Source organism: Streptococcus suis (genome assembly GCF_019856455.1).
GTDB lineage: Bacteria > Bacillota > Bacilli > Lactobacillales > Streptococcaceae > Streptococcus > Streptococcus suis_AE.
Window position 1 is genome coordinate 973966 of sequence record NZ_CP082205.1, and the last position, 23875, is coordinate 997840.

The following is a 23875-nucleotide window of genomic DNA, read 5'->3' on the forward strand; positions in this document are numbered from 1 at the left end:
TTAATGAAAAAAACGATTTTAATTGTAGGTCTAGGGTTGATTGGAAGTTCACTTGCGCTCTGTATTCGCAAAGACCATCCTGACTATCACCTCATTGGCTTTGATCCTAACGAACAATCATGCCAAATTTCCTTGGGCAAGGGGATGGTTGATGAGGTATCAACGGAATTGGAGGGTGTAGCAAAGCAGGCTGATGTGATTCTTCTTTGTGTTCCAATTCAAGTTTCTTTGCGTTTGATTGAAGAATTTAGTGCCCTTGAATTGAAGGATACGGTCTTGATTACAGATGCAGGTTCAACGAAGTCTGCAATTGTGGCTGCTGCTGAGGAACATTTGGCGCCAAGACAAATTAATTTTATCGGTGGACACCCTATGGCAGGTAGTCATAAATCTGGTGCCAGTGCAGCAGATCTCCATCTATTTGAGAATGCTTACTACATTATGACACCGTGTCAGGCTACCAAGCAGGATGCGGTTCCCCGATTGACAGACTTGTTATCTGGAACGGGGGCACGTTTTGTTCAGATTGATGCGGCAGAACATGACCGTGTGACCAGTCAAATTTCACATTTTCCACACGTATTGGCTTCTAGTTTGATGCATCAAGCTGGTGAGTATGCCCAAAATCATCCCTTTACGAATAATTTTGCAGCTGGAGGATTTAGAGATATGACACGGATTGCGGAAAGTGAGCCGTGCATGTGGACTAGCATTTTGCTAACCAATGCAGATTCTATTCTAAATCGAATCGAGGAATTTCAAGCACGTCTCTCAGAAATTGCAGATGTTCTCAGATCTGGCAATCAAAAAGCAATTTGGGACTTTTTTGATAAGGGACGTCAAACTCGTAGAGCCATGGAAATTCACAAGCGTGCAGGTGTTGATTCTTTCTACGATTTATTCCTTAGTGTTCCTGATGAGGAAGATACGATTTTGAAGGTTTTGGAAGTCTTACGGGGGATTTCCATTGTCAATATTCGTATCAATGAAGAGAACCGTGAAGATATACACGGTATTTTACAAATTACGTTTAAAAACAAAGGAAATTTGGAAGACGCTGCGAAACGTTTAAGAGAGCAGACGACTTACAAAATCCATTTAGATTAGGAGAAAATTATGTCAACAAATATCTATGATATAGCAAATGAATTGGAACGTGCAATCCGTAACCTGCCTGAATATAAGGCTGTGGAATCCGTTAAGGTCTCAGTTGAGGGGAATTCAGAAGCCAAAGAAATATTGGAAAGTTATATTTCTTTCCAAAAAGAAATCCAATCTAAATTGCAGGCTGGAGAAATTCCTACTGAAGCTGACCAAAAGAAAATGTTGGATTTCAACAAGAAAGTTCAAGGAAATCCACTTTTGACGGAATATTTCAGCAAGCAACAACAGTTGGGAACTTATGTAGCTGATTTGGAACGTATCATCTTCAAGCCTCTCAACGAATTGTTGTAATATATTTATATTTGATAGGAGCAGGGTGTTAGGTCATGTATTGACGTTTAGTATCCACTGCTTACGTAGAGTTCTTATCTCCAAGTACAGATTCAGAAACGGTACTTTGGGGAGTAAGAACTCTTTTTTCTACCTTCTCCAGCCTCCAGCATCCATTTCTTATAAAGTTATGGTAATTACTTGACATTTTCTAATAGAAGTTCTACAATATATTTGGTATATGGTTATAACCAGTTTAGTAAGTGTATATATCAATAAAGGAGATAATATGGCAGTATTTATAAAAGCAAAATCTATTATTTTACCAGAGAGTGAGGTCGAATCAGCCTATTTGGAAATTACTGACAAGGGTCAGTTTGGACGGATTATGACTGAAAAGCCTGAAGGGGAGATTGTTGATTATTCTGACTTTCATTTAGCACCAGGGCTAGTTGATACACATATCCACGGCTACGCTTCTCACGATGTTATGGACAATGATTTTGAAGGCATCAAAGTCATTTCAGAAGGTCTCTTATCCTGTGGGGTAACTTCTTGGTTGCCAACAACATTAACAGATTCAACTGAAAATTTGGATGCAGTTTGTGAAACGATTGGGACTTATGCAGGGCAGGAAACAGGCGCCAAGATTCAAGGTATTTTCTTAGAAGGTCCTTTCTTTACAGAAAAATACAAGGGAGCACAAAATCCTAAGTACATGAGCGATCCATCCATTGAAAAGTTGGACAACTGGCACAGCTTATCTAAAGGTTTAGTCAATAAAATTGCTATTGCTCCAGAACGTGAAGGCGTCAAAGAATTCATCGAGTTTGCTAACAGCAAGGCAATTCATACTGCCTTGGCTCACAGCGATGCGACCTATGCGCAAGCGGAAGCGGCAGTAGAAGCTGGTGCCAATATCTTCGTCCATGTTTACAATGGGATGAGTGGGCTTCATCACCGTGAACCAGGTATGGTCGGTGCTGCTTTGAATTTAAAAAATGTCTATGCGGAAATGATTTGTGATGGACACCATGTTCATCCAGCTGCGGCAGAAATCGTGGTCAAAGCACGTGGAGCAGAGGAAACTGTTTTGATTACGGACTGTATGCGAGCTGGCGGTATGGGTGAAGGGGAATCCCGCCTCGGTGAATTTGAAGTTGTTGTAAAAGATGGAACTGCTCGTTTAAAAGAAAGTGGTAGTTTGGCAGGTTCTGTCTTAGAATTGATTGAAGCAGTGCAGAATGTTGTGAAATGGGGCTTGGTGTCCCTACCTGATGCCCTTCGTATGGCTTCTCTGGCACCAGCTCGCTCTGTCAATATTGACCATATTTGTGGTCGGATTGCAGAAGGCCGAGCTGCAGACTTTATCGTCGTAGATGATGCAGGACGCTTACAAGCGACCTATCTAGATGGCGTGAAACGATTTGGTTAATAAAATTCCTTAGGAGGAAACTAATGACAAAATTACAACTTTCTCAAGCTAAATTCAATCACATGACCCGCTTGTCAAACAGCGATCAGGTGATTGCGGCCTTGGCGATTGACCAACGTGGTGCATTGAAACGCCTGCTTGCTGCTGCAGCAGGTGGTGGCGAATTTGGAGATGACATTTTGATTGACTTCAAGAAAGTCATCTCAAGCGATTTGACTCCTTATGCAAGCTCCATTCTCTTGGATGCGGAATACGGTGTTCCGGCTTCAGAATTGCGCCATGCAGATTGCGGTTTTATTGCAGCTTATGAAAAAACAGGTTACGATGCGTCCACACCAGGTCGTTTGCCAGACCTTTTGCCAAATTGGTCAGCCAAACGTATCAAAGAATTGGGGGCGGATGCCGTAAAAATCTTGCTTTACTATGATGTAGATGACAAGCCAGAAATCAACGACATTAAGCATGCTTGGGTAGAACGCATTGGTAGTGAGTGTATCGCAGAAGATATTCCTTACTTCGTGGAAATCTTGACTTACGATGCCAGCGATATGGATGTGACTTCTCGTGAATACGCAGCCCTCAAACCACACAAGGTCAATGGTGCCATGCGTGAATTTAGTAAGTCACGTTATAATGCCGACGTGCTCAAGGTTGAAGTACCTGTCAATATGAACTTTGTAGAAGGCTACGCAGATGAAGAGCCAGTCTATACAGTTGAGGAAGCTAAGGCCTTCTTCAAGGAACAAACAGACAGCACTCACTTGCCATTCATTTATTTGAGCGCGGGTGTATCTGCTAAACTCTTCCAAGAAACACTAGTCTTTGCCAAAGAAGCTGGTTCAAGCTTTAATGGTGTTCTTTGTGGTCGGGCGACTTGGAAGGATGCAGTAGCCATCTTTGCAAGCGAGGGTGAAGAAGCAGTCAAAGCTTGGTTGGCAGATCAAGGCCGCCGCAACGTAGAAGAACTAAACGAGGTTCTAGCAACTACAGCGCGTCCTTGGACTGAAAAAGTTGAAGTAAAATAATTGTTTTAGTAAGGTCTGGGCTTAGGTTCAGACTTTTTTGTTACATCAAATATAGACAATATGTAAAGACCCCCAGTTGAGAATTCGTGGATTTACCTGTACACTAGAATAAAAAAACAATCAACTTCTAACAGGAATTACCACACTCAATTGGAGGTCTTATATGTTTCATTTTACCACACTTTTCATCGGAATGGATGTTCACAAAGAAAGTTTTTCACTCTGCTATTATGATATGATGGCGAATCAATTCAAACATAGCACTAAAGTTGGTCCAAATGTTAGCTATATTGTGAACTATGTGAATGAGCTTCGTCGTTTATATGGTCAAGATGCAGAAGTGTTATGTGGCTACGAAGCCGGATGTCTTGGATTTACCCTATATCACCAGCTACAAGCTCACGGGATTCCCTGTATCGTGATGGCGCCTACAACGGTGATGAAGGAAGGATCTAAGCGTGTTAAGACTGATAAAAAAGATGCAGCTCAGCTCGCAAAAGCTCTGGCCTTTCGTAGCTATCGGCCTGTTCATATTCCTACTGTTGAGGATGAACAAGTCAAAGAATATATCCGCATGAGAACAGACCACAAAGTGGCTCTGAAGAAAATCAAACAACAAATTCTTGCCTTCTGTCTCCGACATGATTTTCGCTATACCGAGGGAAGCAGTAATTGGACACAGAAACATGTCCGCTGGCTCCGTTCCCTAAATCCTGATGGACTTTATGCAGAGATTTTGACAGAATATCTATTGACCTATGAGAAATTAGTAGATCAAATAGAACGGTATGATGCACGAATTGAGCAACTGGGTCAAAGCGACAGTTACCAAGAGAAGGTCTCACGGCTTTCTTGCTTTATTGGCATTAAAACACTAACTGCTCTTTCCATTGTGACAGAAATCGGTGATTTTAATCGCTTTGCGACAGCTCAACATTTTGCTTCTTATCTTGGGCTAACTCCTAGCGAAAATTCTAGCGGCGACAAGGAGAGAAGAGGTGCTATCACCAAAGCTGGGAATAGCCATGTGAGACGACTTCTGATAGAAGCTGCACAATCATTGGCTAAGGGGACGATTGGGTATAAATCCAAAGAATTGAAACGGAGACAAAGTGGAAACCGAGTGGAGGTGATTGCTTATGCGGATAAGGCTAATGAACGCTTAAGAAGACGTTATCGCACACTTGTTCTAGGAAAAAATAAGAAACAAAATGTTGCTAAAACAGCTATTGCACGAGAATTGTCTGGTTTTATTTGGGGGATGATGACAGGAAGAATAGCTTGAAGTTAGCGCTTGTTTTCATGTACACTTTTGACCATTAAGTTTTATCATCGCAGAGCGATGAGGAATCCCTATTTCTATCCAAAATCACTGGGTGAATTTGGACAGAAATAAGGATTGAAATCATGTTTGAATGGAAAGTATCTTGAAGGAGTTTAGGACTTCAAGGATTGAGTCATCTACGAAACGACTAAGTGGCACAATTGTGATCCACGCTTATAGAGAGTAGGACTCGCGGCAGAACCATTGACCTGTAGGTAACCAATCCACGAATATCAGAGTGGCCAATGCCCGAAGCTAAGAACTAGGCTCTTTCTAGATACTTTTCATTTTTTAATCAGTTCGATTGTTTTTACTTGACAAAGGGCTTTACATATCAGTCATTTATACTCTTCGAAAATCAAAATCAGTCGATGTTGACCTGGTTTTGCAATCCGCTCTTATATCTCTCACCTTGAACAGTCCATTTACTGTGTAAGCAATCCCAGAAACAGTTATAGCTGCGGTTGTTGACGCAAACCTTGTTCCCCTTATTTCCAACCTCTGACTATTTGTGAAATAGTTGGAGCAAGTACTAAAAGGCTATATAAACATGATGACAGGTCATTTTATAGCTAATAATATAGGGGGCTATTTTTAGAAAAATTCGAAAAAACTTGAAAAATGGTAAATTCTCAAAGTAAGTTCTAGTTCCCGTCCTTCCAGAAGTTACTTTGAGAAAACTGCATAACATCAACAGAATTTAGTCTCAGACTAAGTTCTGTTTTTGACTAAAAATGTTGATAGTAGTGAGTTTTAGGGTTGAAAATGTTGAAAAAAAGAGTACACTAAAGTTACTGGCTCTGAGACGTCTCAAAGTAAGTTCTAGCTATCTGGAATTTTGGATGGGACAAGTTCCTTTCTATTTTGAAATTATTTTTTGATAAAAACTAACGATTATTTATCCAATAATCGAGGTGATTGGATGACGTTCTCAGGGTTAATTTTAGAGATTCCCAAAAGTGTTGCCAATTCATCACCGTAGGTAAATGTAAAGAGTTCATAGGCGGATTTTCCGTTGAAAGAAGCTCGTCTGACGCTGTTGACATGCGAACAAACCAGGTTGATGTCCTCCTGTGTCAAGTTATCAAACGAACTTCCTTTAGGAAGAATATCTCTGATAAGTGTGTGATTCTTCTCAATTCTCCCTTTCTGGTCAGAACGATTTGGGTCACAGAAGAATAGCTTAGATTCTCCACGAACATCCATTTCGATATCGTCCACTCTAGCGAATTCACCGCCATTATCGGTCAGAATGACAGGGAATAGTTCGCAGAAGTCCATCTCTTTCTGATGTAGGTCATTCTTGATAGCGTAGAGATGTTTAGCGACCTCATTAGCTGTTTTATTATCAAGTAATCGAGCGAAGATAAAGTTACAGAAGGAGAGGTTAAAGGTGAGAAGTACCTTTCCGCCGATCCGTCCAGTAACGGTGTCCATTTCCAGCCAATAGCTGCTTCCTTTCTCTATGAGGAAGCGTTGGAAGTCCTCGTAAGACCGTCCTTCTTTGGCAGTTTTAGGAATGGGTTGTAGGTTTCTGGTTCTTCGCTTTCTGAATTTCACGACACGGGGGAAATCAATGGGCTTTGTGGAAAGATAGCCTTTTTCAAGGTATCGGTAGATAGAAGCTCTGGATGCCGAAAGTTCGTTTGAGGCGATGATGTGGTTGAGGTGTTACCCCTTTTGGATGGCTGAAGAGACAATCTCATCCATGCGATAGAATTCTTCCTTGTTTAGTGCAACCCCTGTTCTCGAGTCTGAGAGCTTAGCTTCATAATCAAGCTGAGCTCTTTTTGCGTAGTAGAACTGTTTCTGGTATCCGCAGTTGCTTCTCTTTTTCGGACAGGCATTACAAACGTATGGAGCCTTTTTGAGTAGAGGGCAGGCCTCACAATTGGAGGTACTAGAGTTCTCTTTTATCACCCTATTTCTCCGAACTTCTTTTGAGATTGTGGACGGGTCTTTTCCTAGCTTAACAGCGATAGCTGAGAAGGGCTTAAGTTGTTCAATTCCTATTTGAATATCGTTGCGATCAGAGAGGGTTAAGTGTTTGTTTTTCATTGTCAGTTACCAACTTGTCCCATAGTAAGTTCTACCTTATTTCTTTGTCTCAGTCTAATTTCCAGTTTTTAAGATAGACTAGAACTTACTTTGGGAATTTAGCAAACTTGAAAAATCTGAAAATTTACGCAATTTCCTATTGACAAATAATTTGAAAACAGTTATGATAGTTACAAATAAATGAGAAAGGGAAACAGAGATGTTACAAATGTGTCAAAATCATTCAGCTAATCATACTTATTTCTACGGCTATTTTAGATAGTGTTTGTAGACATGGTAAACATGGATGCAAACACGGGAACGTAAAGTTTGTATCTATGTGGCTGTAGCTATTTTGACATGTGCCCATAGATGATACATCTAAATGGCACGGATAATTCATTCTGTTTTCCTACACAGATGAAATATAAGGACCGTTTAGAGTGTAGTCTAAGCGGTCCTTTCTTGTTTGCTATTATATTTATAAAAGGAGAATAATCATGGGATTTAAAAAAATTATACTTAGTTCAGTAGCACTTTTGTCAGCAGTAACACTTGCTGCATGCAGTTCCAATTCGTCAGATTCAAGTTCAGTCAATGTTGGTATTATTCAATATGCTGAACATGAAGCGTTGAGCTCAGCTCGTGAAGGCTTTGTAGAGGCGCTCGAAGAAGCAGGCTACAAGGAAGGTGAAAATCTGACGCTTGATTTGCAAAATGCCCAAGGTGATCAAGCAAACTTACAGACAATGGTTGAGAAATTGGCAGGAAAAAATGATCTTAACTTTGCCATCGCAACACCGGCAGCCCAAGCCATGCTTAATGCAGATAGTGAAACATCAAGTGTATTCACAGCTGTCACAGATCCAGTTGAAGCAGGTTTGGTTGAATCATTGGAAAAACCAGGTGGGACCATGACCGGATCGACTGATGCAACTGATGTGGAAGGTCAAATCGAGATGTTGCTCAAAGTTGTACCAACTGCGAAGACTGTCGGTATTTTCTACAATTCTAGCGAGGTAAACTCAGAAGTTCAAGCTGAGCAGGCTAAAAAAGCACTCGAAGCAAAAGGTGTAAAAGTAGAAGTGACAACAGTTACGACGACAAACGATGTTCAGCAAGCTATTACTTCACTTGCAGGAAAAGTCGATGCTATCTATCTTCCAACTGATAATACAGTTGCCTCTACAGCTTCAACAATCGGTGATATTTTAAAAGAAGCAAAAGTTCCAGCTATGGGAAGTGACGCGGCAGTTATTGACGCAGCTCTATTTACCTACGGTGTCGACTACCATGCTATCGGTGTTCAAGCTGGTGAATTGGCTGTTAAGATTTTGAAGGGTGAAAAGCCTGCTGACTTAGCAGTTGAAAAACCAAATACAGCGGCTATTACCGTCAATGAAGAAATGGCTAAAGCTGTTGGTATTGATGCAACGACTATAAAAGCATTAGAAGAGTAAAATATTTAGGAGAAGAAACGTTTATGTATTATAAGCTAGTAAAAAAATTGGCAACTATTTCAGTAGCAAGTATGGGTTTGTTAACACTTGCAGCTTGTTCCTCATCATCAGAACAAGCTTCCTCAGATGTGGTCAAAGTTGGAGTTCTTCAATATATGGAGCATGAATCATTGACAGCTGCCCGTGAGGGTTTTGTGGCGGAATTAGAAGCAAATGGTTATAAAGAGGGTGAAAAATTGGTTTTGGATTATCAAAATGCCCAAGGCGATCAATCTAACCTTCAAACCATTTCAGAACAATTAATCGATGGAAATGATATTGTCTTGGCAATCGCTACGCCGTCTGCCCAGAGTTTAGCGACTGTGTCTACTGAAACGCCGATTGTCTTTACTGCGGTTACAGATCCCTTGTCAGCTGACTTGGTAGAATCCATTGAAAAACCAGGTGGACTTTTGACAGGTACTTCTGATCAAGCTCCAATTGACAAACAGGTTGAATTGCTAGGTCAAGCTGTTCCAGATGCTAAGACCGTTGGTATTTTGTACACTACTAGCGAACGTAATTCAGAAGTCCAGGTAGAGCAAGCTAAGGAATTGCTAGAAAAAGCAGGTTATAAGGTAATTGTCAAAGGAATCACATCTTCAAATGAAGTCCAAGATGCGACAACAAGCTTGATGAAGGATGTAGATGCTCTCTTTATTCCAACAGACAATACTGTCGCTTCAACCATGACCATGATCGGTGAATTATCTGTGGAGCATAAGGTTCCAGTAATCGGTGGTTCAACGGATATGGTGGATGAAGGAGGTCTTTTGACTTACGGTACCAACTATGAAGCTTTAGGTCGTCAAACTGCAAAAATGGCTATTAAGATTATCGAAGGAGCTAATGTGTCAGAAACGGCAGTAGAATACCCAGAGACCGTCAGTCTTCACGTCAATGAAGAAATGGCTCAGAAATTAGGTATCGATACTTCTAAGCTTGCTGTATCTGAATAAGATCGGTAAGATAGAACCTAGTATCGACTACGAATTTAGAAAAAGGAGAAAATCGTGGATATTATTTTATCAAGTATCTCGCAAGGCTTGCTTTGGTCAGTTATGGCGATTGGTGTTTACTTGACGTTTCGTATTTTAGATATTGCTGATATGACAGCTGAGGGGTCTTATCCGCTTGGAGCTGCTGTTTGTGCGACAGGGATTGTGAACGGAGTGAATCCCTTGCTGGCAACCTTTATGGCTATGGTAGCTGGTATGGGTGCAGGATTGATTTCTGGTTTACTTCATACAAAACTAAAAATTCCAGCCCTTTTGACCGGTATTGTAACCTTGACAGGTCTCTACTCTATCAACTTGAAAATATTAGGCAAAGCCAATGTGGCTCTGCTTAAGCAAGAAACTCTAGTGACCCAATTGCAGGATTTCGGTTTGACAAAAACAAATGCCGTTTTGGTGATTGGTCTGGTCTTTGTACTAGCAGTTGTAGGTTTATTGACGCTCTTGCTCAATACACAAATTGGTCTAGCTATTCGTTCAACAGGGGATAATATTCCAATGAGTGAGTCCAATGGTATCAATGTAGACAATATGAAAATCTACGGCTATATGTTGTCGAATGGTCTAATTGCCCTTTGTGGTGCTCTTCTTACTCAGAATAATGGCTATGCAGATCTCAACTCAGGTACTGGTACCATTGTTATCGGCCTAGCATCTGTCATTATTGCAGAAGTTATCTTGCGTAACTTACGCTTGGGTTGGAGACTCCTATCGGTTGTTCTCGGTGCAGTTGTTTACCGTTTGATTATCTTAGCGATTTTGGAAATTCCAGGTATGGATGCAGACCTTGTTAAACTCTTCTCAGCTATCCTTCTGGCAACCGTTCTCTATGTGCCAGAATTGCAGAAGAAATTGAATATTCGTCGTCCAAAATTGAATGGAAATGCTTAGGAGGAAGTCATGTCTACAATTTTATCAATTCAAAATATTCATAAAACCTTCGAAGCTGGAACAGTTAATGAGAACCATGTCCTTCGTGGGTTGAACTTAGATGTAAAAGAAGGGGATTTTATCTCCATCATTGGTGGTAATGGTGCTGGTAAATCAACTTTCATGAACTCACTTGCAGGTGCCTTGACGGTTGATTCGGGCGATATTTTGCTTGAAGGTAAATCCATTAAGCATGTCTCAGCTGCCAAACGTTCTAAGGACATCAGCCGTGTTTTCCAAGATCCTAAGATGGGAACAGCTTCTCGATTGACCATTGAAGAAAACATGGCTATTGCCTATCGTCGTGGATTGTCACGTGGTCTTGGTTGGGGTGTGAAGGATAGTGAACGTGCTATTTTTAAGGAATCCTTGAAAGAGCTTGGTCTGGGACTAGAAAACCGTATGAAGGTTGACACGCAATTTCTTTCAGGTGGTCAACGTCAGGCTCTGACCTTGATGATGGCTTCGCTGGTTAAACCAAAAGTTCTGCTCCTGGACGAACATACTGCGGCCCTTGATCCAAAAACCAGCGATATGGTTATGGAATTGACCAAGAAAATCGTGGAAAGTCACCAGTTGACAGCTCTGATGATTACGCATAATATGGAAAATGCCATTGAATATGGTAATCGTTTGGTCATGTTGCACCGTGGTCAGATTGTTGTCGATGTAGAAGGAGAAGAGAAGAAGAACTTGACTGTTCAAAATTTGATGGACCTTTTCTACAAAAACAGCGGTGAGAAACTAACTGACGATGAGATGATTTTATAGACAATATGTAAAGACCCCCAGTTGAGAATTCGTGGATTTACCTGTACACTAGAATAAAAAAACAATCAACTTCTAACAGGAATTACCACACTCAATTGGAGGTCTTATATGTTTCATTTTACCACACTTTTCATCGGAATGGATGTTCACAAAGAAAGTTTTTCACTCTGCTATTATGATATGATGGCGAATCAATTCAAACATAGCACTAAAGTTGGTCCAAATGTTAGCTATATTGTGAACTATGTGAATGAGCTTCGTCGTTTATATGGTCAAGATGCAGAAGTGTTATGTGGCTACGAAGCCGGATGTCTTGGATTTACCCTATATCACCAGCTACAAGCTCACGGGATTCCCTGTATCGTGATGGCGCCTACAACGGTGATGAAGGAAGGATCTAAGCGTGTTAAGACTGATAAAAAAGATGCAGCTCAGCTCGCAAAAGCTCTGGCCTTTCGTAGCTATCGGCCTGTTCATATTCCTACTGTTGAGGATGAACAAGTCAAAGAATATATCCGCATGAGAACAGACCACAAAGTGGCTCTGAAGAAAATCAAACAACAAATTCTTGCCTTCTGTCTCCGACATGATTTTCGCTATACCGAGGGAAGCAGTAATTGGACACAGAAACATGTTCGCTGGCTCCGTTCCCTAAAACCTGAGGGACTTTACGCAGAGATTTTGACAGAATATCTATTGACCTATGAGAAATTAGTAGATCAAATAGAACGGTATGATGCACGAATTGAGCAACTGGGTCAAAGCGACAGTTACCAAGAGAAGGTCTCACGGCTTTCTTGCTTTATTGGCATTAAAACACTAACTGCTCTTTCCATTGTGACAGAAATCGGTGATTTTAATCGCTTTGCGACAGCTCAACATTTTGCTTCTTATCTTGGGCTAACTCCTAGCGAAAATTCTAGCGGCGACAAGGAGAGAAGAGGTGCTATCACCAAAGCGGGGAATAGCCATGTGAGACGACTTCTGATAGAAGCTGCACAATCATTGGCTAAGGGGACGATTGGGTATAAATCCAAAGAATTGAAAAGGAGACAAAGTGGAAACCGAGTGGAGGTGATTGCTTATGCGGATAAGGCTAATGAACGCTTAAGAAGACGTTATCGTACACTTGTTCTAGGAAAAAATAAGAAACAAAATGTTGCTAAAACAGCTATTGCACGAGAATTATCTGGTTTTATTTGGGGGATGATGACAGGAAGAATAGCTTGAAGTTAGCGCTTGTTTTCATGTACACTTTTGACCATTAAGTTTTATCATCGCAGAGCGATGAGGAATCCCTATTTCTATCCAAAATCACTGGGTGAATTTGGACAGAAATAAGGATTGAAATCATGTTTGAATGGAAAGTATCTTGAAGGAGTTTAGGACTTCAAGGTTTGAGTCATCTACGAAACGACTAAGTGGCACAATTGTGATCCACGCTTATAGAGAGTAGGACTCGCGGCAGAACCATTGACCTGTAGGTAACCAATCCACGAATATCAGAGTGGCCAATGCCCGAAGCTAAGAACTAGGCTCTTTCTAGATACTTTTCATTTTTTTATCAGTTCGATTGTTTTTACTTGACAAAGGGCTTTACATATCAGTCGTTCAGTTTATCTTTTATTACGTCGTTAACTCGTTTTGCCGTACTCCAGTACTGTCTTCAACTCGTTGCCTAGTACTAAAAGCAAACTGAAAGACTATACAAAAAATAAGACTACTGATTTCATGCAAGTCAGTAGTCTTTTTTTTATACTTGTAGAAATTCTAGCATTTCTTCCATTGGAATTTGATGGATGGCAGCCTGTCCCAATTGAGGAACGATGACAAGTTTGATGGTCTTGCCACGTGCTTTTTTATCGTGAGTTAGGGCGGCGTATAATTCATCTACATTCCAAGGCTGGTGTGTAGTCGGCAAGCCGAATTTTTCACACATGGCGATAATCTTTTCTGTCATACCAGCTGGCATCAGTCCTTTTTTCTCAGCTGTGCGTGAGATTTGTACCATACCGATGGCAACAGCTTCACCGTGCATGACCTGGCCGTAGCCAGCGGTCGCTTCAATAGCATGTCCAATCGTGTGACCGAAGTTGAGGTAGAGTCTGACACCGTTGTCTAATTCATCTTCGACAACAACCTTGCGTTTGACTTCACAGGAGTGGTAGATAATATAGTCAGCATGCTCCAGAATGCTCTCGATAGAGCCGTCTAATTGGTCTAGGGTTTCCCAGAGCTCCACATCATCTATTAAGCCATATTTGACAACCTCGCCCATTCCTTCAATCAATTCTCGTTTGCCGAGTGTTTTTAGGGTATCAGGGTCAATGAGAACGCCGTCTGGCTGGCAGAAGGTGCCCACCATATTTTTGGCAAATGGGATGTTCACGCCAGTTTTTCCCCCGATAGAAGAATCGACTTGGGCAGTTAGGCTGGTTGGAATTTGTAGGAAATGGATACCACGCATATAGGTAGAAGCGACAAAACCTGCCAAATCGCCAACGACTCCCCCACCGAGAGCAATGATTCCATCACTTCGTGTCATACCATTTTTTACGAGAAATTCGTAGGCCTGGTTGACGGTATCAAGATTTTTTGAGGCTTCACCTTCTGGAAATTCAAAGACAATGGTTTCAAAACCAGCTTGTTCTAAGCTTGACTGAACTGTTTCGCGGTAGAGTGTGCCAACGTGGTCATCTGTAATAATGGCGATTTTCTGAGGTTTCCAAAGTTCTTTGATCCATGTACCTATCTGTGCTAAACTTCCTCTTTGGATAAGGATGTCGTAGGGAGTGTTGGGAAGATTGACGGTCAGTTTCATCAGATTTCCTCTCTATTTGATGTCGTATTTCTGGACTAATTGGTCCCAAATCAAGTCAGTCGGCATTTCCTTACCAGTCCAGGCTTGGAATGCTTCAGCCGCTTGGAAAAGGAGCATGCCCAAACCGTTAATAGTAGGGGTGCCTTGTGATTGGGCTAGTTTTAATAAAGGTGTTTCGAATGGTTGATAAATCACATCTGCAACCAAAAGATTTTCGGGAAAGCGAATGGTAGACGGAACAGGTTGAGAATACCCATCCATGCCTACACTGGTTCCGTTGACTAGTAAGTCGGAGTTGGTGATATGTTCCTGTAGTAATTGGCTATCTTCAAGCGCTAGGACCTGTATGGGAACTCCAGTTGCTTGAGCAATAGGTGTAAGACTCGTCTGTGTTCTTTCCAAGCTTTGTTGACGGCAGAAAATGGTAATGTTCTTTGCACCATCCAATGTAGCCTGAGCTATGATAGCAGTAGAAGCACCACCACCACCTAGAATGGTCAGTCGCTTGTTGCGTACTTGGAATCCTCTTAGTTTTTCTAAACTTTTGAAGAATCCAATGCCATCGGTATTATGACCGATTAGTAAGCCATCCTGATGAATGACGGTATTGACAGCGCCAATCAAGCGAGCAGAGTCAGTCAGGTTATCGAGATAAGGGATGACAGCCTGCTTATAGGGCATGGACAGGTTGATACCAAACATATCATATCGTTTGATATTTTCAAGCGTTACAGCCAAATATTCCTCGGGAATTTCCCAAGCGACATAGACACCATTTACACCTGTTTCTTTAAAGGCCAGATTATGTATGAAGGGAGAAATGGAGTGTTTGATTGGCTTTGCAACTACGGCAGCAAGACGAGTGTAACCATCAATGTTCATAGCTTACCTCCAAATTATTTATCGTATAAAAAATTAAGGAAAGAATTAGACAGTTTGATGAATTTCACGAATCAGAGCTTCCGTTTTTTCCCAACCTAAGCAAGGGTCGGTAATGGATTTGCCGAATACCTCAGGGCTATCTTGACGGCCGTCTTCTAAGTAGGATTCAATCATGAAACCACGGACATATTTGCGAATGGATTCGTTCCAAGCACGGTTGATGAGGGTCTGACGGACGATACGGATTTGTTCCAGGTAGTTTTTACCAGAATTATCATGGTTGGTATCAATTACGATAAATGGATTTTTAAGACCAAATTGTTCATACTGTTTGATGGTTTTCAAGAGAATATCATAGTAGTAGTTTGGCTCATAACCGCCCTTTTCAGTATTGGCACCACGAAGGATAGCATGAGCTAGAGGGTTGCCATCTGTATCAACTTCTGCATCACGGTAAATAAAGTTCTGTTTGTTTTGTGCGGCGTAGATACCATTGAACATAACGGTCAAATTACCAGAAGTTGGGTTTTTCATACCAGTTGGCATATCGATACCTGATGCAACAAATCTATGTTCTTGGTCTTCAACCGAACGCGCTCCGATAGCATGGTAGGACACCAAGTCTTCCACAAGAGGGTAGTTGGCAGAATAGAGCATTTCATCAGCAGTTGTGAGTCCGGTCTCAGTAATGACACGGTAGTGCAGATTACGAACGGCAGCGATTCCGTTAATGAGGTCTGGTAATTTAGAAGTATCTGGCTGATGAACCAGTCCTTTATAGCCTTCCCCATTGGTACGTGGCTTAGCTGTGTAAACCCGCATGACCATGAAGATTTTATCTTTGACTTCCTCTTGAAGCTTAGAGAGACGACGTGCATATTCTAGAACGGCCTCTTCATTATCTGATGAGCAAGGGCCGATAACCAAGAGCAGACGGTCATCTTCGCCTCGGATAATTCTTTTCAGTTCTTCATCGCGCTGATTTTTTGCAGCTAGAAATTCTCCTTCTAACTTGGAAAGTTCCTTTACTTTATCGATGTCTAAACTGGTGCTACGTTTGTGAATTCCCATAATATCTTCCTATCTGTTGTAAATTTCTCGGATGAGTTCTTGTGTTTTTTCCCAGCCTAAGCAAGGGTCTGTGATGGATTTTCCATAGACATCTGGATTGTCTTGGCGACCGTCTTCAATGTAGGATTCAATCATGAATCCGCGAACGTAGTTACGAATGGATTCGTTCCAGTCACGGTTGATTAAGGTTTGACGGACGATACGGATTTGTTCCAAATAATTTTTCCCAGAATTGTCATGGTTGGTATCGATGATGATGAATGGATTTTTCAAACCAAATTGGTCATAGAGGTCAATGGTTTCCAAGAGATTGTCGTAGTAATAGTTTGGTAGGTATTTACCATTTTCATTGACTGCGCCACGAAGAATAACATGAGCAAGTGGGTTGCCAGATGTTTCAACTTCAGTATTGTTGAAGAGGAAGGATTGCTTCTTCTGAGCAGCAAAAAGACCGTTGAACATGACTTTGAGGTTGCCAGAAGTTGGATTTTTCAAGCCTGTTGGAACATCAATGCCTGATGCTACAAAGCGGTGCTGCTGATTTTCAACCGAACGAGCTCCGATAGCGATGTAGGAAACCAAGTCATCAACCAAAGGCAGGTTTTCAGGGTAGAGCATCTCGTCAGCAGTAGTTAAACCTGTTTCCGTAATGACACGATAGTGGAGGTTACGAACTGCTTTGATTCCGTTGATGAGGCTTGGTGCAGCATCGGTATCTGGTTGGTGCATGAGTCCTTTATAACCATCACCATTGGTACGTGGCTTGGCAGTATAGACGCGCATGACCATGAAAATTTTATCTTTGACCTCTTCTTGGAGCTTGGCCAAGCGGTGAGCATAATCTAAAACAGCCTCTTCATTGTCAGAAGAACATGGTCCAATTACTAGGAGAAGACGATCATCTTCACCTTTTAAGATGGCTTCAAGTTCACGGTCACGAGCTTGTTTTTTAGTAAGTGTTTCTGGAGAAAGTTTTGAATGTTCTCGTACTTGATTAATATCAATTTTTTCGCTGATTGGTGTAAACAATAGGTCTTCCTCTTTCATTTATAGATTTCTCAATTATACCATTATTTTTAAGAATTTAAAACCAATATTCATGATTTTGTGTAAAAATTACAGTAAATTCTGAAAATTCTTTCTTTAATTTCTGTAGATTTTGAGCATTTCTTTAATTTATACATAATTTGCCAAAAAAAATCTGAAAATATTCAATAAATATGATAGAATAGGTCTAACACTATTTCGAGGTATGAGTTATGAAATTAAGAACAAATGTAGAAAAATTACAAGGAAAAATTCGTGTCCCAGGTGATAAATCAATCAGTCATCGTTCTATTATTTTTGGTTCCCTTGCAAAAGGTGTTACTCGTGTCCACGATATTTTACGTGGGGAAGATGTCTTGTCAACCATGCAGGTCTTTCGTGATTTGGGTGTAAAAATTGAAGACAACGGTGACATTGTTGAAGTCCACGGTGTTGGTTTTGATGGTCTTCAAGTACCCAAAAATGATTTGGATATGGGAAATTCTGGAACCTCGATTCGTTTGATTTCAGGCGTTTTGGCAGGTCAAGACTTTGAGGCGACTATGTTTGGTGATGATTCCTTATCCAAACGTCCCATGGACCGAGTGACTATTCCACTCAGTCAAATGGGAGTAGAGATTTCTGGACAAACTGAACGTGACCTACCTCCGTTGACCATCAAAGGGAATAAGAATTTAAAACCAATTCGCTACCAACTCCCTGTAGCCTCTGCCCAAGTAAAATCAGCTCTGATTTTTGCTGCCTTGCAGGCTGAGGGAGAGTCGGTCATCGTAGAAAAAGAGTTGACTCGAAACCATACAGAAGATATGATTGTCCAGTTTGGTGGACAGTTGGAAGTCAATGGCAAGGAAATCCGCATCCAAGGTGGTCAGGAGTTTATTGCCCAAGAGATTACAGTTCCAGGAGATATTTCAAGTGCTGCCTTTTGGTTGGTTGCTGGCTTAATCGTACCAGGTTCAAAAATTGTCCTTGAAAATGTGGGAATCAATGAAACTCGCACTGGTATTCTAGATGTCATTAAAGCTATGGGAGGAAAAATGACCCTTTCTAACATAGATAAACTTGCAAAATCAGCAACCATTACAGTTGAAACGTCGGAATTGAAGGCTACGGAGATTGCAGGCGAATTGATTCCTCGTTTGATTGATGAGTTGCCAATTATTACCTTACTAGCGACTCAAGCACATGGAACAACGATTATTCGTGATGCTGAGGAGTTGAAAGTCAAAGAAACGGATCGTATTCAGGTTGTTGCAGATGCTCTAAATAGTATGGGAGCAACTATTGAACCAACAGAAGATGGTATGATTATTCACGGACCAACTGCTTTACATGGTGCTGAAATCAATACATTTGGTGACCACCGTATCGGTATGATGACTGCCATTGCTGCCTTGTTGGCCAAAGATGGAGAAGTTGTATTGGAAAGAGCAGAAGCTATCAATACTAGCTATCCTGCCTTCTTTGAACACTTAAATAGTTTGATGGATTAGGAGAACGTATGCCAATCGTTTTACTTGGATTTATGGGAGTTGGAAAAACAACAACAGCACATTTGTTAAATCTCCCCGTTTACGATATGGACCATATCATTGAAGAACGGATTGGTATGCCTATTGCTGACTACTTCAGTCTTGAAGGAGAGGCTTCGTTTAGACAACTGGAGACAGAGGTACTGAAAGAATTGCTGGACTTACCTAGTAATTGTATCGTGTCAACTGGTGGTGGTGTGATTAAATCTGAAGTAAACAGGGAATTGCTGTTGGCAAATAGGGAGAACAATGTACTTCTTACTGCCTCCTTTGAAGTTTCCTATCAGAGAATTAGTAAGGATAGACAATCGCAAAGACCTCTCTTTTTACAGTACAGTAAGGAAGAGTTTGAAGCCCTCTATCGTGAACGAATGGCACTTTATCAAGGTTTAGCTGATACTGTAATCGATACAGATAAACTGAATCCAGAACAAGTAGCAAGGAAAATTTTATGCAAGTAGCCTATCTAGGACCTCGTGGTTCTTTTACACATCAAGTGGCCCAGCAGGCCTTTCCGACTGCGGATTTGCAGGCTTTTGAGACGATTACAGAGGTTATCAAGGCCTACGAAACGGGAGAAGTTACCTATTCCGTTATTCCAGTAGAGAACTCGATTGAAGGTAGTGTTCATGAAACGATTGACTATCTCTTTCATCAGGCGGAGATTCATGCGGTTGCAGAGATTGTTCAACCGATTGCTCAACAACTGTTAGCCACGAGTGCCGATAAGGCTGTAGAGGTTATCTATTCTCATCCGCAGGCAATTGCTCAGGGGAAGAAATATATTCAGGAACATTTTCCTCAGGCTCGTATTGAAATAACAGCTAGTACAGCCTATGCTGCTCGCTTTGTGGCAGAACACCCTGAACAACCATTCGCGGCAATTGCTCCGCAAGCGGCAGCAGTTGAATATGGACTGGAAGTAATTGCGCAAGACATTCAGGAAATCAGCGAGAATTTTACACGTTTTTGGATTTTGGGGGATAAAGCTCCGTCTATTGCCCTGAAACAAGTAGCTAAAAAAGTCAGTCTTGCATTGACATTGCCAGATAACCTGCCAGGAGCCTTGTATAAGGCCATGTCTGTTTTCTCATGGAGAGGAATCAGCTTAACAAAAATAGAAAGCCGACCCCTGAAAACGGCTTTGGGTGAGTATTTTTTCATACTGGATCTGGATAATCAGTCTGAGGAATTATTAGCCTATTCTCAAAAAGAATTGACTAGTTTAGATATAACCTATAAAGTACTAGGGAATTACCTGGTCTATATGACCAGCTAGGATGAAGACAGATGAATAAAAACAATAATATCCTAACCCATCATGAACAATTGAGGTTAGATTATTTGCAAAAAAATATCCACTACTTAAATGACAAAGAATGTCGTGAGTTGGATTATCTATTATATAAAAAAGAGCTGAGAGAACGGCATAGAAGTCCAAGGCAATCTCTACGTAGCTTCACACCAACGGCTTATGAAGATGACTTCGAGGAAGATTATTTTGAAGAGGGTGATGAGCAAGAGGAACTGTTGCCTCGCTATCCTGAACGTAAATCCAGAAAAAACAGACAAGCCAAACCTCAACGGTTTCAGTCCTCTCGTATCGAGCCCAAAGCGAAAGTACCTAAACCTAAAAAAGCTCGTAAAAAGGGTGGTTTCAAGCGCTTTATTGGTTTCGTATTGCTTGCTATAGCGCTAGTGATTGTAGCGATGGGCTATAATTTCTTCAAAGGTATGAATAGCGTGAGCGAGAAGCCGGTAGCTGAGGTCTTCAACGGCGTAGATACATCGAATGGGACAAATATTTTAATTTTGGGAACAGACGGTCGTGTTGGCGAAAGCTCAGGTGAAACTCGAACGGATACCATCATGGTTCTAAATGTGAATAACACGGATAACAAAGTCAAACTTGTTAGCTTTATGCGGGATACCTTGGTGGATATTGAGGGATATGAATATAAACTCAATACTGCCTATACTTTGGGAGAACAGGATAATCAGCAAGGGGCTGAAGAAGTTCGGAAGGTGTTGAAGAATAATTTTGACATTGATATCAAGTACTATGCGATGGTGGATTTTGCAACCTTTGCGACAACGATTGATACACTTTTCCCTGAGGGCGTAACGATTGATGCACAGTTTTCAACTATTAATGGTGAAGTCGTTAGCTCAGTAGAAGTGCCGAATGATTTACAGCTGGAAGAAAATGCTCCTGCTTATCAAACGATTCAGGTCGGTGTACAGCAGATGGATGGTAAGACCTTGCTTAACTACGCGCGCTATCGTTCGGATGATGAAGGTGATTTTGGTCGTACGAGACGTCAACAGGAAGTGTTATCTGCTGTTATGACACAAGCTAAAAATCCAATGAAACTATTCTCTGGCTCCGAAGCTATCGGTAAGGTTGTGGCCATGACTCCGACAACAGTGCCACAAAGCTTTATGTGGCTACAGGGACCAGGCCTTCTATTGGATGCGGCAAATGGTATCGAACGTGTTACAATCCCAGAATATGGAGACTGGATTGACGACTATGATATGTATGGTGGTATGGCTCTTCGTGTTGATTTTGAAAAATACCAGCAGCGCTTGGCTGAGTTAGGCCTGCGTTAAGAAATATGGTATACTAGAAGTGACTTCGGTCACTTTTTTAGTGGTCCAAAAATAGAAAGTAGAATTATGTTAAAGAAAAACGATATTGTCGAAGTAGAAGTTGTAGATTTGACACATGAGGGGCAGGGTGTGGCAAAAATTGATGGTTTTGTCTTCTTTGTAGACAATGCTCTTCCAGGCGAGAAAATTTCTATGCGCATCTTAAAACTTAAGAAAAATATTGGTTTTGGTAAGGTGGAGCAATGGCAGAGCTTCTCACCAGACCGTAATCAGGACTTGGATTTGACCTATCTAAGAACAGGTATTGCTGACTTGGGGCATCTCACTTATCCAGCCCAACTAGCTTTTAAGAAAAAACAAGTTGAGAATAGTCTACGTAAGATTGCGGGTATTTCAGAAATAGAAGTAGCAGATACGTTGGGAATGGACAATCCTCTTGCTTATCGTAATAAGGCAGCTGTTCCAGTTCGTCGTGTGAATGGGCAGTTAGAAACAGGATTTTTCCGAAAAAATTCACATGATTTAGTTCCGATTGAGGATTTTTACATTCAACATAAGGAAATTGATGCCTTGGTTCTAGCGACACGTGACCTCTTGAGAAAATTAGACTTGAAGCCTTACGATGAGAAAGAACAGACAGGACTTGTGAGAAATATTGTTGTTCGTCGTGGTCATTATTCAGGTCAGTTGATGCTAGTTTTAGTTACGACTCGTCCGAAGATTTTCCGTGTTGAAACCCTTATTGAGCGTTTGACAAGCCAATTTCCAAATCTTGTTTCTATCGTTCAGAATATTAATGACCAGAATACCAATGCTATATTCGGTCAAGAATTCCGTCTTTTGCATGGCAGTGAAACTATTGCAGATACCATGTTGGGCAATGAATTTGAAATTTCTGCACCGTCTTTCTATCAAGTCAACACAGAAATGGCTGAAAAACTCTATCAGACCGCCATTGACTTTGCAGAATTGTCGGCAGATGATGTCGTGATTGATGCCTATTCAGGTATTGGGACAATTGGTCTCTCCTTTGCAAAACAAGTCAAGCATGTTTACGGCGTAGAAGTCGTTGAAAAGGCTGTCCTTGATAGTCAGAAGAATGCTGCTCGAAATGGGATTGATAATGTTACCTATGTCTGTGATAGTGCAGAATCCGCTATGCAAAAATGGGTGGCAGATGGAGTCAAACCAACTGTGATTTTTGTCGACCCACCACGAAAAGGTTTGACAGAAAGTTTTATCAAAGCAAGTACTTCTGTAAAACCAGAGAAAATCGTCTATATCTCTTGTAATGTGGCAACCATGGCGCGTGATATTAAACTTTATGAGGAATTGGGGTACAAATTGACGAAGGTACAGCCGACTGATTTATTTCCGAATACGCATCACGTCGAGTGTGTTACTCTGCTCGTAAAAGCTTAGAAACCTTTGAACGAAAGGGATAATGAAAGCCTTGATTGCAAGGCTTTTTGCTTTATGGTGGGTAAGTATCAGAGTGAGAAAATTTTTGGAATGAGTAGAAGTGATAGCTAGAAATTATCAGTTTCTATTTCCATTTACCCTGTGGGTACGTGTTTGTTTCCATTGACAAGGAGTTTGTGGGAATAGAAATGTACCCACCTTGTTTGAATCAAGTGAAGTGTAGTTGAAGGAAATCTGTTGAAAGCAATACTTCATTTTACCGAATAAGTAATAATTTAGGCAACTTCAAATCGATTAAAAAAAACTATTTTAAAGGTTAAGAGTAGACAAAAATTGTCCACTCTTTTTTGTAAACTCAATTTATCAATAAATGAAATGAGGGAATGTAAAATGAAATATTTTGAGGTTGAGTTAGAAAATCCTGATGAATTTTTAAAACTACAAACAGAAGATTTTGTGAAAGCTAATCGCTTGCTACTAAGGAAGATAATCCAGAGCGTTACAGTCTATGAAGAACACTTCGTCATAGCCTTTAAATCTGGCATCGAAATGGAAATATGAAAAAGTTGTGATAATATGAAGATAAACTCACGATAAATTCAAGTCAAAAGTCAGAATTGATATAGAGTTGTAATCTTTAGAAAAAAACAGAAAAATCACAAAAGCAGAAAAATTATATTGGATTTTTGAAGATAATATGATATAATAAAAAGACTTGGAGGTGGAAGAATGTATAACTTTTCTTGCTAATTATATGATGCATAATAAGATATTTAAAGAAACGGATATAGAACCGTTTGTTTTGTTGTGCAAATTGCAAGAAAGTTAAGTATTCGACACTCAATAATACATTACAGTAACCTTATATATTACAAAAGGTAATAATAGTATTTGTTTTTGAGCCGTAAGAATTTACTTTCTTGCGGCTTTTAATATTTGTAAAAGAAAGGAAGATAAATGTGATAGACAATAACACTATGCCATCCATGACAAAATCCATGCAGAGTTGGATAACA

20 protein-coding genes and 1 pseudogene are annotated in these 23875 nt (G+C 40.7%); 16 read left to right on the forward strand and 5 right to left on the reverse strand.

Features of this window, described 5'->3' with window-relative positions; all coding sequences use genetic code 11:
• The first annotated feature begins 3 nt into the window (after positions 1 to 3).
• From K6969_RS04825 to K6969_RS04845, 5 genes are all read left to right on the forward strand, one after another.
• A complete protein-coding gene (locus K6969_RS04825) occupies positions 4 to 1107 on the forward strand; it encodes a prephenate dehydrogenase (protein WP_321537477.1) in 1104 nt (367 codons plus the stop codon).
• Positions 1108 to 1116: 9 nt separating this feature from the next.
• Entirely contained in the window at positions 1117 to 1455 is a 339-nt protein-coding gene (locus K6969_RS04830) for a YlbF/YmcA family competence regulator (protein ID WP_024419139.1), read from the forward strand.
• Between the two features lie 268 nt (positions 1456 to 1723).
• Positions 1724 to 2869 carry an N-acetylglucosamine-6-phosphate deacetylase gene (gene nagA, locus K6969_RS04835; protein WP_171943115.1) on the forward strand — a complete coding sequence of 382 codons (1146 nt, stop codon included), beginning with the start codon at positions 1724 to 1726 and terminating at the stop codon, positions 2867 to 2869.
• A 23-nt stretch (positions 2870 to 2892) separates the two neighbouring features.
• Positions 2893 to 3894 (forward strand): tagatose-bisphosphate aldolase, encoded by a 1002-nt coding sequence (gene lacD, locus K6969_RS04840; RefSeq protein WP_171943116.1) that lies wholly within the window; start codon positions 2893 to 2895, stop codon positions 3892 to 3894.
• 163 nt (positions 3895 to 4057) lie between these two features.
• Positions 4058 to 5179, forward strand: coding sequence for an IS110 family transposase (locus tag K6969_RS04845; protein ID WP_015445098.1), 1122 nt, complete (start codon positions 4058 to 4060; stop codon positions 5177 to 5179).
• Positions 5180 to 6112: 933 nt separating this feature from the next.
• Here K6969_RS04845 and K6969_RS04850 read toward each other — a convergent pair.
• Positions 6113 to 7276, reverse strand: a pseudogene (locus K6969_RS04850) (IS30 family transposase).
• Positions 7277 to 7755: 479 nt separating this feature from the next.
• On the opposite strand from K6969_RS04850, the gene K6969_RS04855 reads away from it, so the two are divergent.
• The 5 genes from K6969_RS04855 to K6969_RS04875 all read left to right on the forward strand — a co-directional run bounded on the left by K6969_RS04855 (position 7756) and on the right by K6969_RS04875 (position 12701).
• Positions 7756 to 8715 (forward strand): ABC transporter substrate-binding protein, encoded by a 960-nt coding sequence (locus tag K6969_RS04855; RefSeq protein ID WP_029174304.1) that lies wholly within the window; start codon positions 7756 to 7758, stop codon positions 8713 to 8715.
• Positions 8716 to 8738: 23 nt separating this feature from the next.
• Positions 8739 to 9713, forward strand: coding sequence for an ABC transporter substrate-binding protein (locus K6969_RS04860; RefSeq protein WP_029174303.1), 975 nt, complete (start codon positions 8739 to 8741; stop codon positions 9711 to 9713).
• A gap of 54 nt (positions 9714 to 9767) precedes the next feature.
• Complete coding sequence (locus K6969_RS04865; protein ID WP_024378161.1) at positions 9768 to 10661, forward strand: ABC transporter permease; 894 nt, start codon at positions 9768 to 9770, stop codon at positions 10659 to 10661.
• A 9-nt stretch (positions 10662 to 10670) separates the two neighbouring features.
• On the forward strand, positions 10671 to 11471 hold the full coding sequence (locus K6969_RS04870) for an ABC transporter ATP-binding protein (RefSeq protein ID WP_024376553.1): 801 nt from the start codon (positions 10671 to 10673) through the stop codon (positions 11469 to 11471).
• A 108-nt stretch (positions 11472 to 11579) separates the two neighbouring features.
• On the forward strand, positions 11580 to 12701 hold the full coding sequence (locus tag K6969_RS04875; RefSeq protein WP_061366882.1) for an IS110 family transposase: 1122 nt from the start codon (positions 11580 to 11582) through the stop codon (positions 12699 to 12701).
• A gap of 523 nt (positions 12702 to 13224) precedes the next feature.
• Here the strand turns inward: K6969_RS04875 and aroB are convergent.
• Genes aroB through K6969_RS04895 form a run of 4 tightly spaced genes read right to left on the reverse strand, consistent with a single transcriptional unit; the run spans position 13225 to position 17292 of the window.
• Positions 13225 to 14292, reverse strand: a complete 1068-nt coding sequence (gene aroB, locus K6969_RS04880) for a 3-dehydroquinate synthase (RefSeq protein ID WP_171942506.1) — start codon at positions 14290 to 14292, stop codon at positions 13225 to 13227.
• A 12-nt stretch (positions 14293 to 14304) separates the two neighbouring features.
• Positions 14305 to 15174: a shikimate dehydrogenase gene (locus K6969_RS04885; protein WP_171942507.1), complete on the reverse strand. Its 870-nt coding sequence runs from the start codon at positions 15172 to 15174 to the stop codon at positions 14305 to 14307.
• A gap of 45 nt (positions 15175 to 15219) precedes the next feature.
• Positions 15220 to 16245, reverse strand: a complete 1026-nt coding sequence (locus tag K6969_RS04890; protein ID WP_044760237.1) for a 3-deoxy-7-phosphoheptulonate synthase — start codon at positions 16243 to 16245, stop codon at positions 15220 to 15222.
• A gap of 9 nt (positions 16246 to 16254) precedes the next feature.
• Positions 16255 to 17292: a 3-deoxy-7-phosphoheptulonate synthase gene (locus K6969_RS04895; protein WP_024376550.1), complete on the reverse strand. Its 1038-nt coding sequence runs from the start codon at positions 17290 to 17292 to the stop codon at positions 16255 to 16257.
• 212 nt (positions 17293 to 17504) lie between these two features.
• Between K6969_RS04895 and aroA the strand changes: the two genes are divergently transcribed.
• The 6 genes from aroA (at position 17505) to K6969_RS04925 (ending at position 23420) form a co-directional block, all read left to right on the forward strand.
• Positions 17505 to 18785: a 3-phosphoshikimate 1-carboxyvinyltransferase gene (gene aroA, locus K6969_RS04900; protein WP_171942508.1), complete on the forward strand. Its 1281-nt coding sequence runs from the start codon at positions 17505 to 17507 to the stop codon at positions 18783 to 18785.
• 8 nt (positions 18786 to 18793) lie between these two features.
• On the forward strand, positions 18794 to 19285 hold the full coding sequence (locus K6969_RS04905; RefSeq protein WP_024400925.1) for a shikimate kinase: 492 nt from the start codon (positions 18794 to 18796) through the stop codon (positions 19283 to 19285).
• Complete coding sequence (gene pheA, locus K6969_RS04910; protein ID WP_074413912.1) at positions 19276 to 20103, forward strand: prephenate dehydratase; 828 nt, start codon at positions 19276 to 19278, stop codon at positions 20101 to 20103. The genes K6969_RS04905 and pheA overlap by 10 nt, the downstream gene beginning before the upstream one ends.
• Before the next feature lie 11 nt (positions 20104 to 20114).
• Entirely contained in the window at positions 20115 to 21437 is a 1323-nt protein-coding gene (locus K6969_RS04915; protein WP_171942509.1) for an LCP family protein, read from the forward strand.
• A 66-nt stretch (positions 21438 to 21503) separates the two neighbouring features.
• Positions 21504 to 22859: a 23S rRNA (uracil(1939)-C(5))-methyltransferase RlmD gene (gene rlmD / locus K6969_RS04920; protein ID WP_171942510.1), complete on the forward strand. Its 1356-nt coding sequence runs from the start codon at positions 21504 to 21506 to the stop codon at positions 22857 to 22859.
• Between the two features lie 390 nt (positions 22860 to 23249).
• Complete coding sequence (locus tag K6969_RS04925) at positions 23250 to 23420, forward strand: hypothetical protein (protein WP_053863315.1); 171 nt, start codon at positions 23250 to 23252, stop codon at positions 23418 to 23420.
• Positions 23421 to 23875 lie beyond the last annotated feature (455 nt).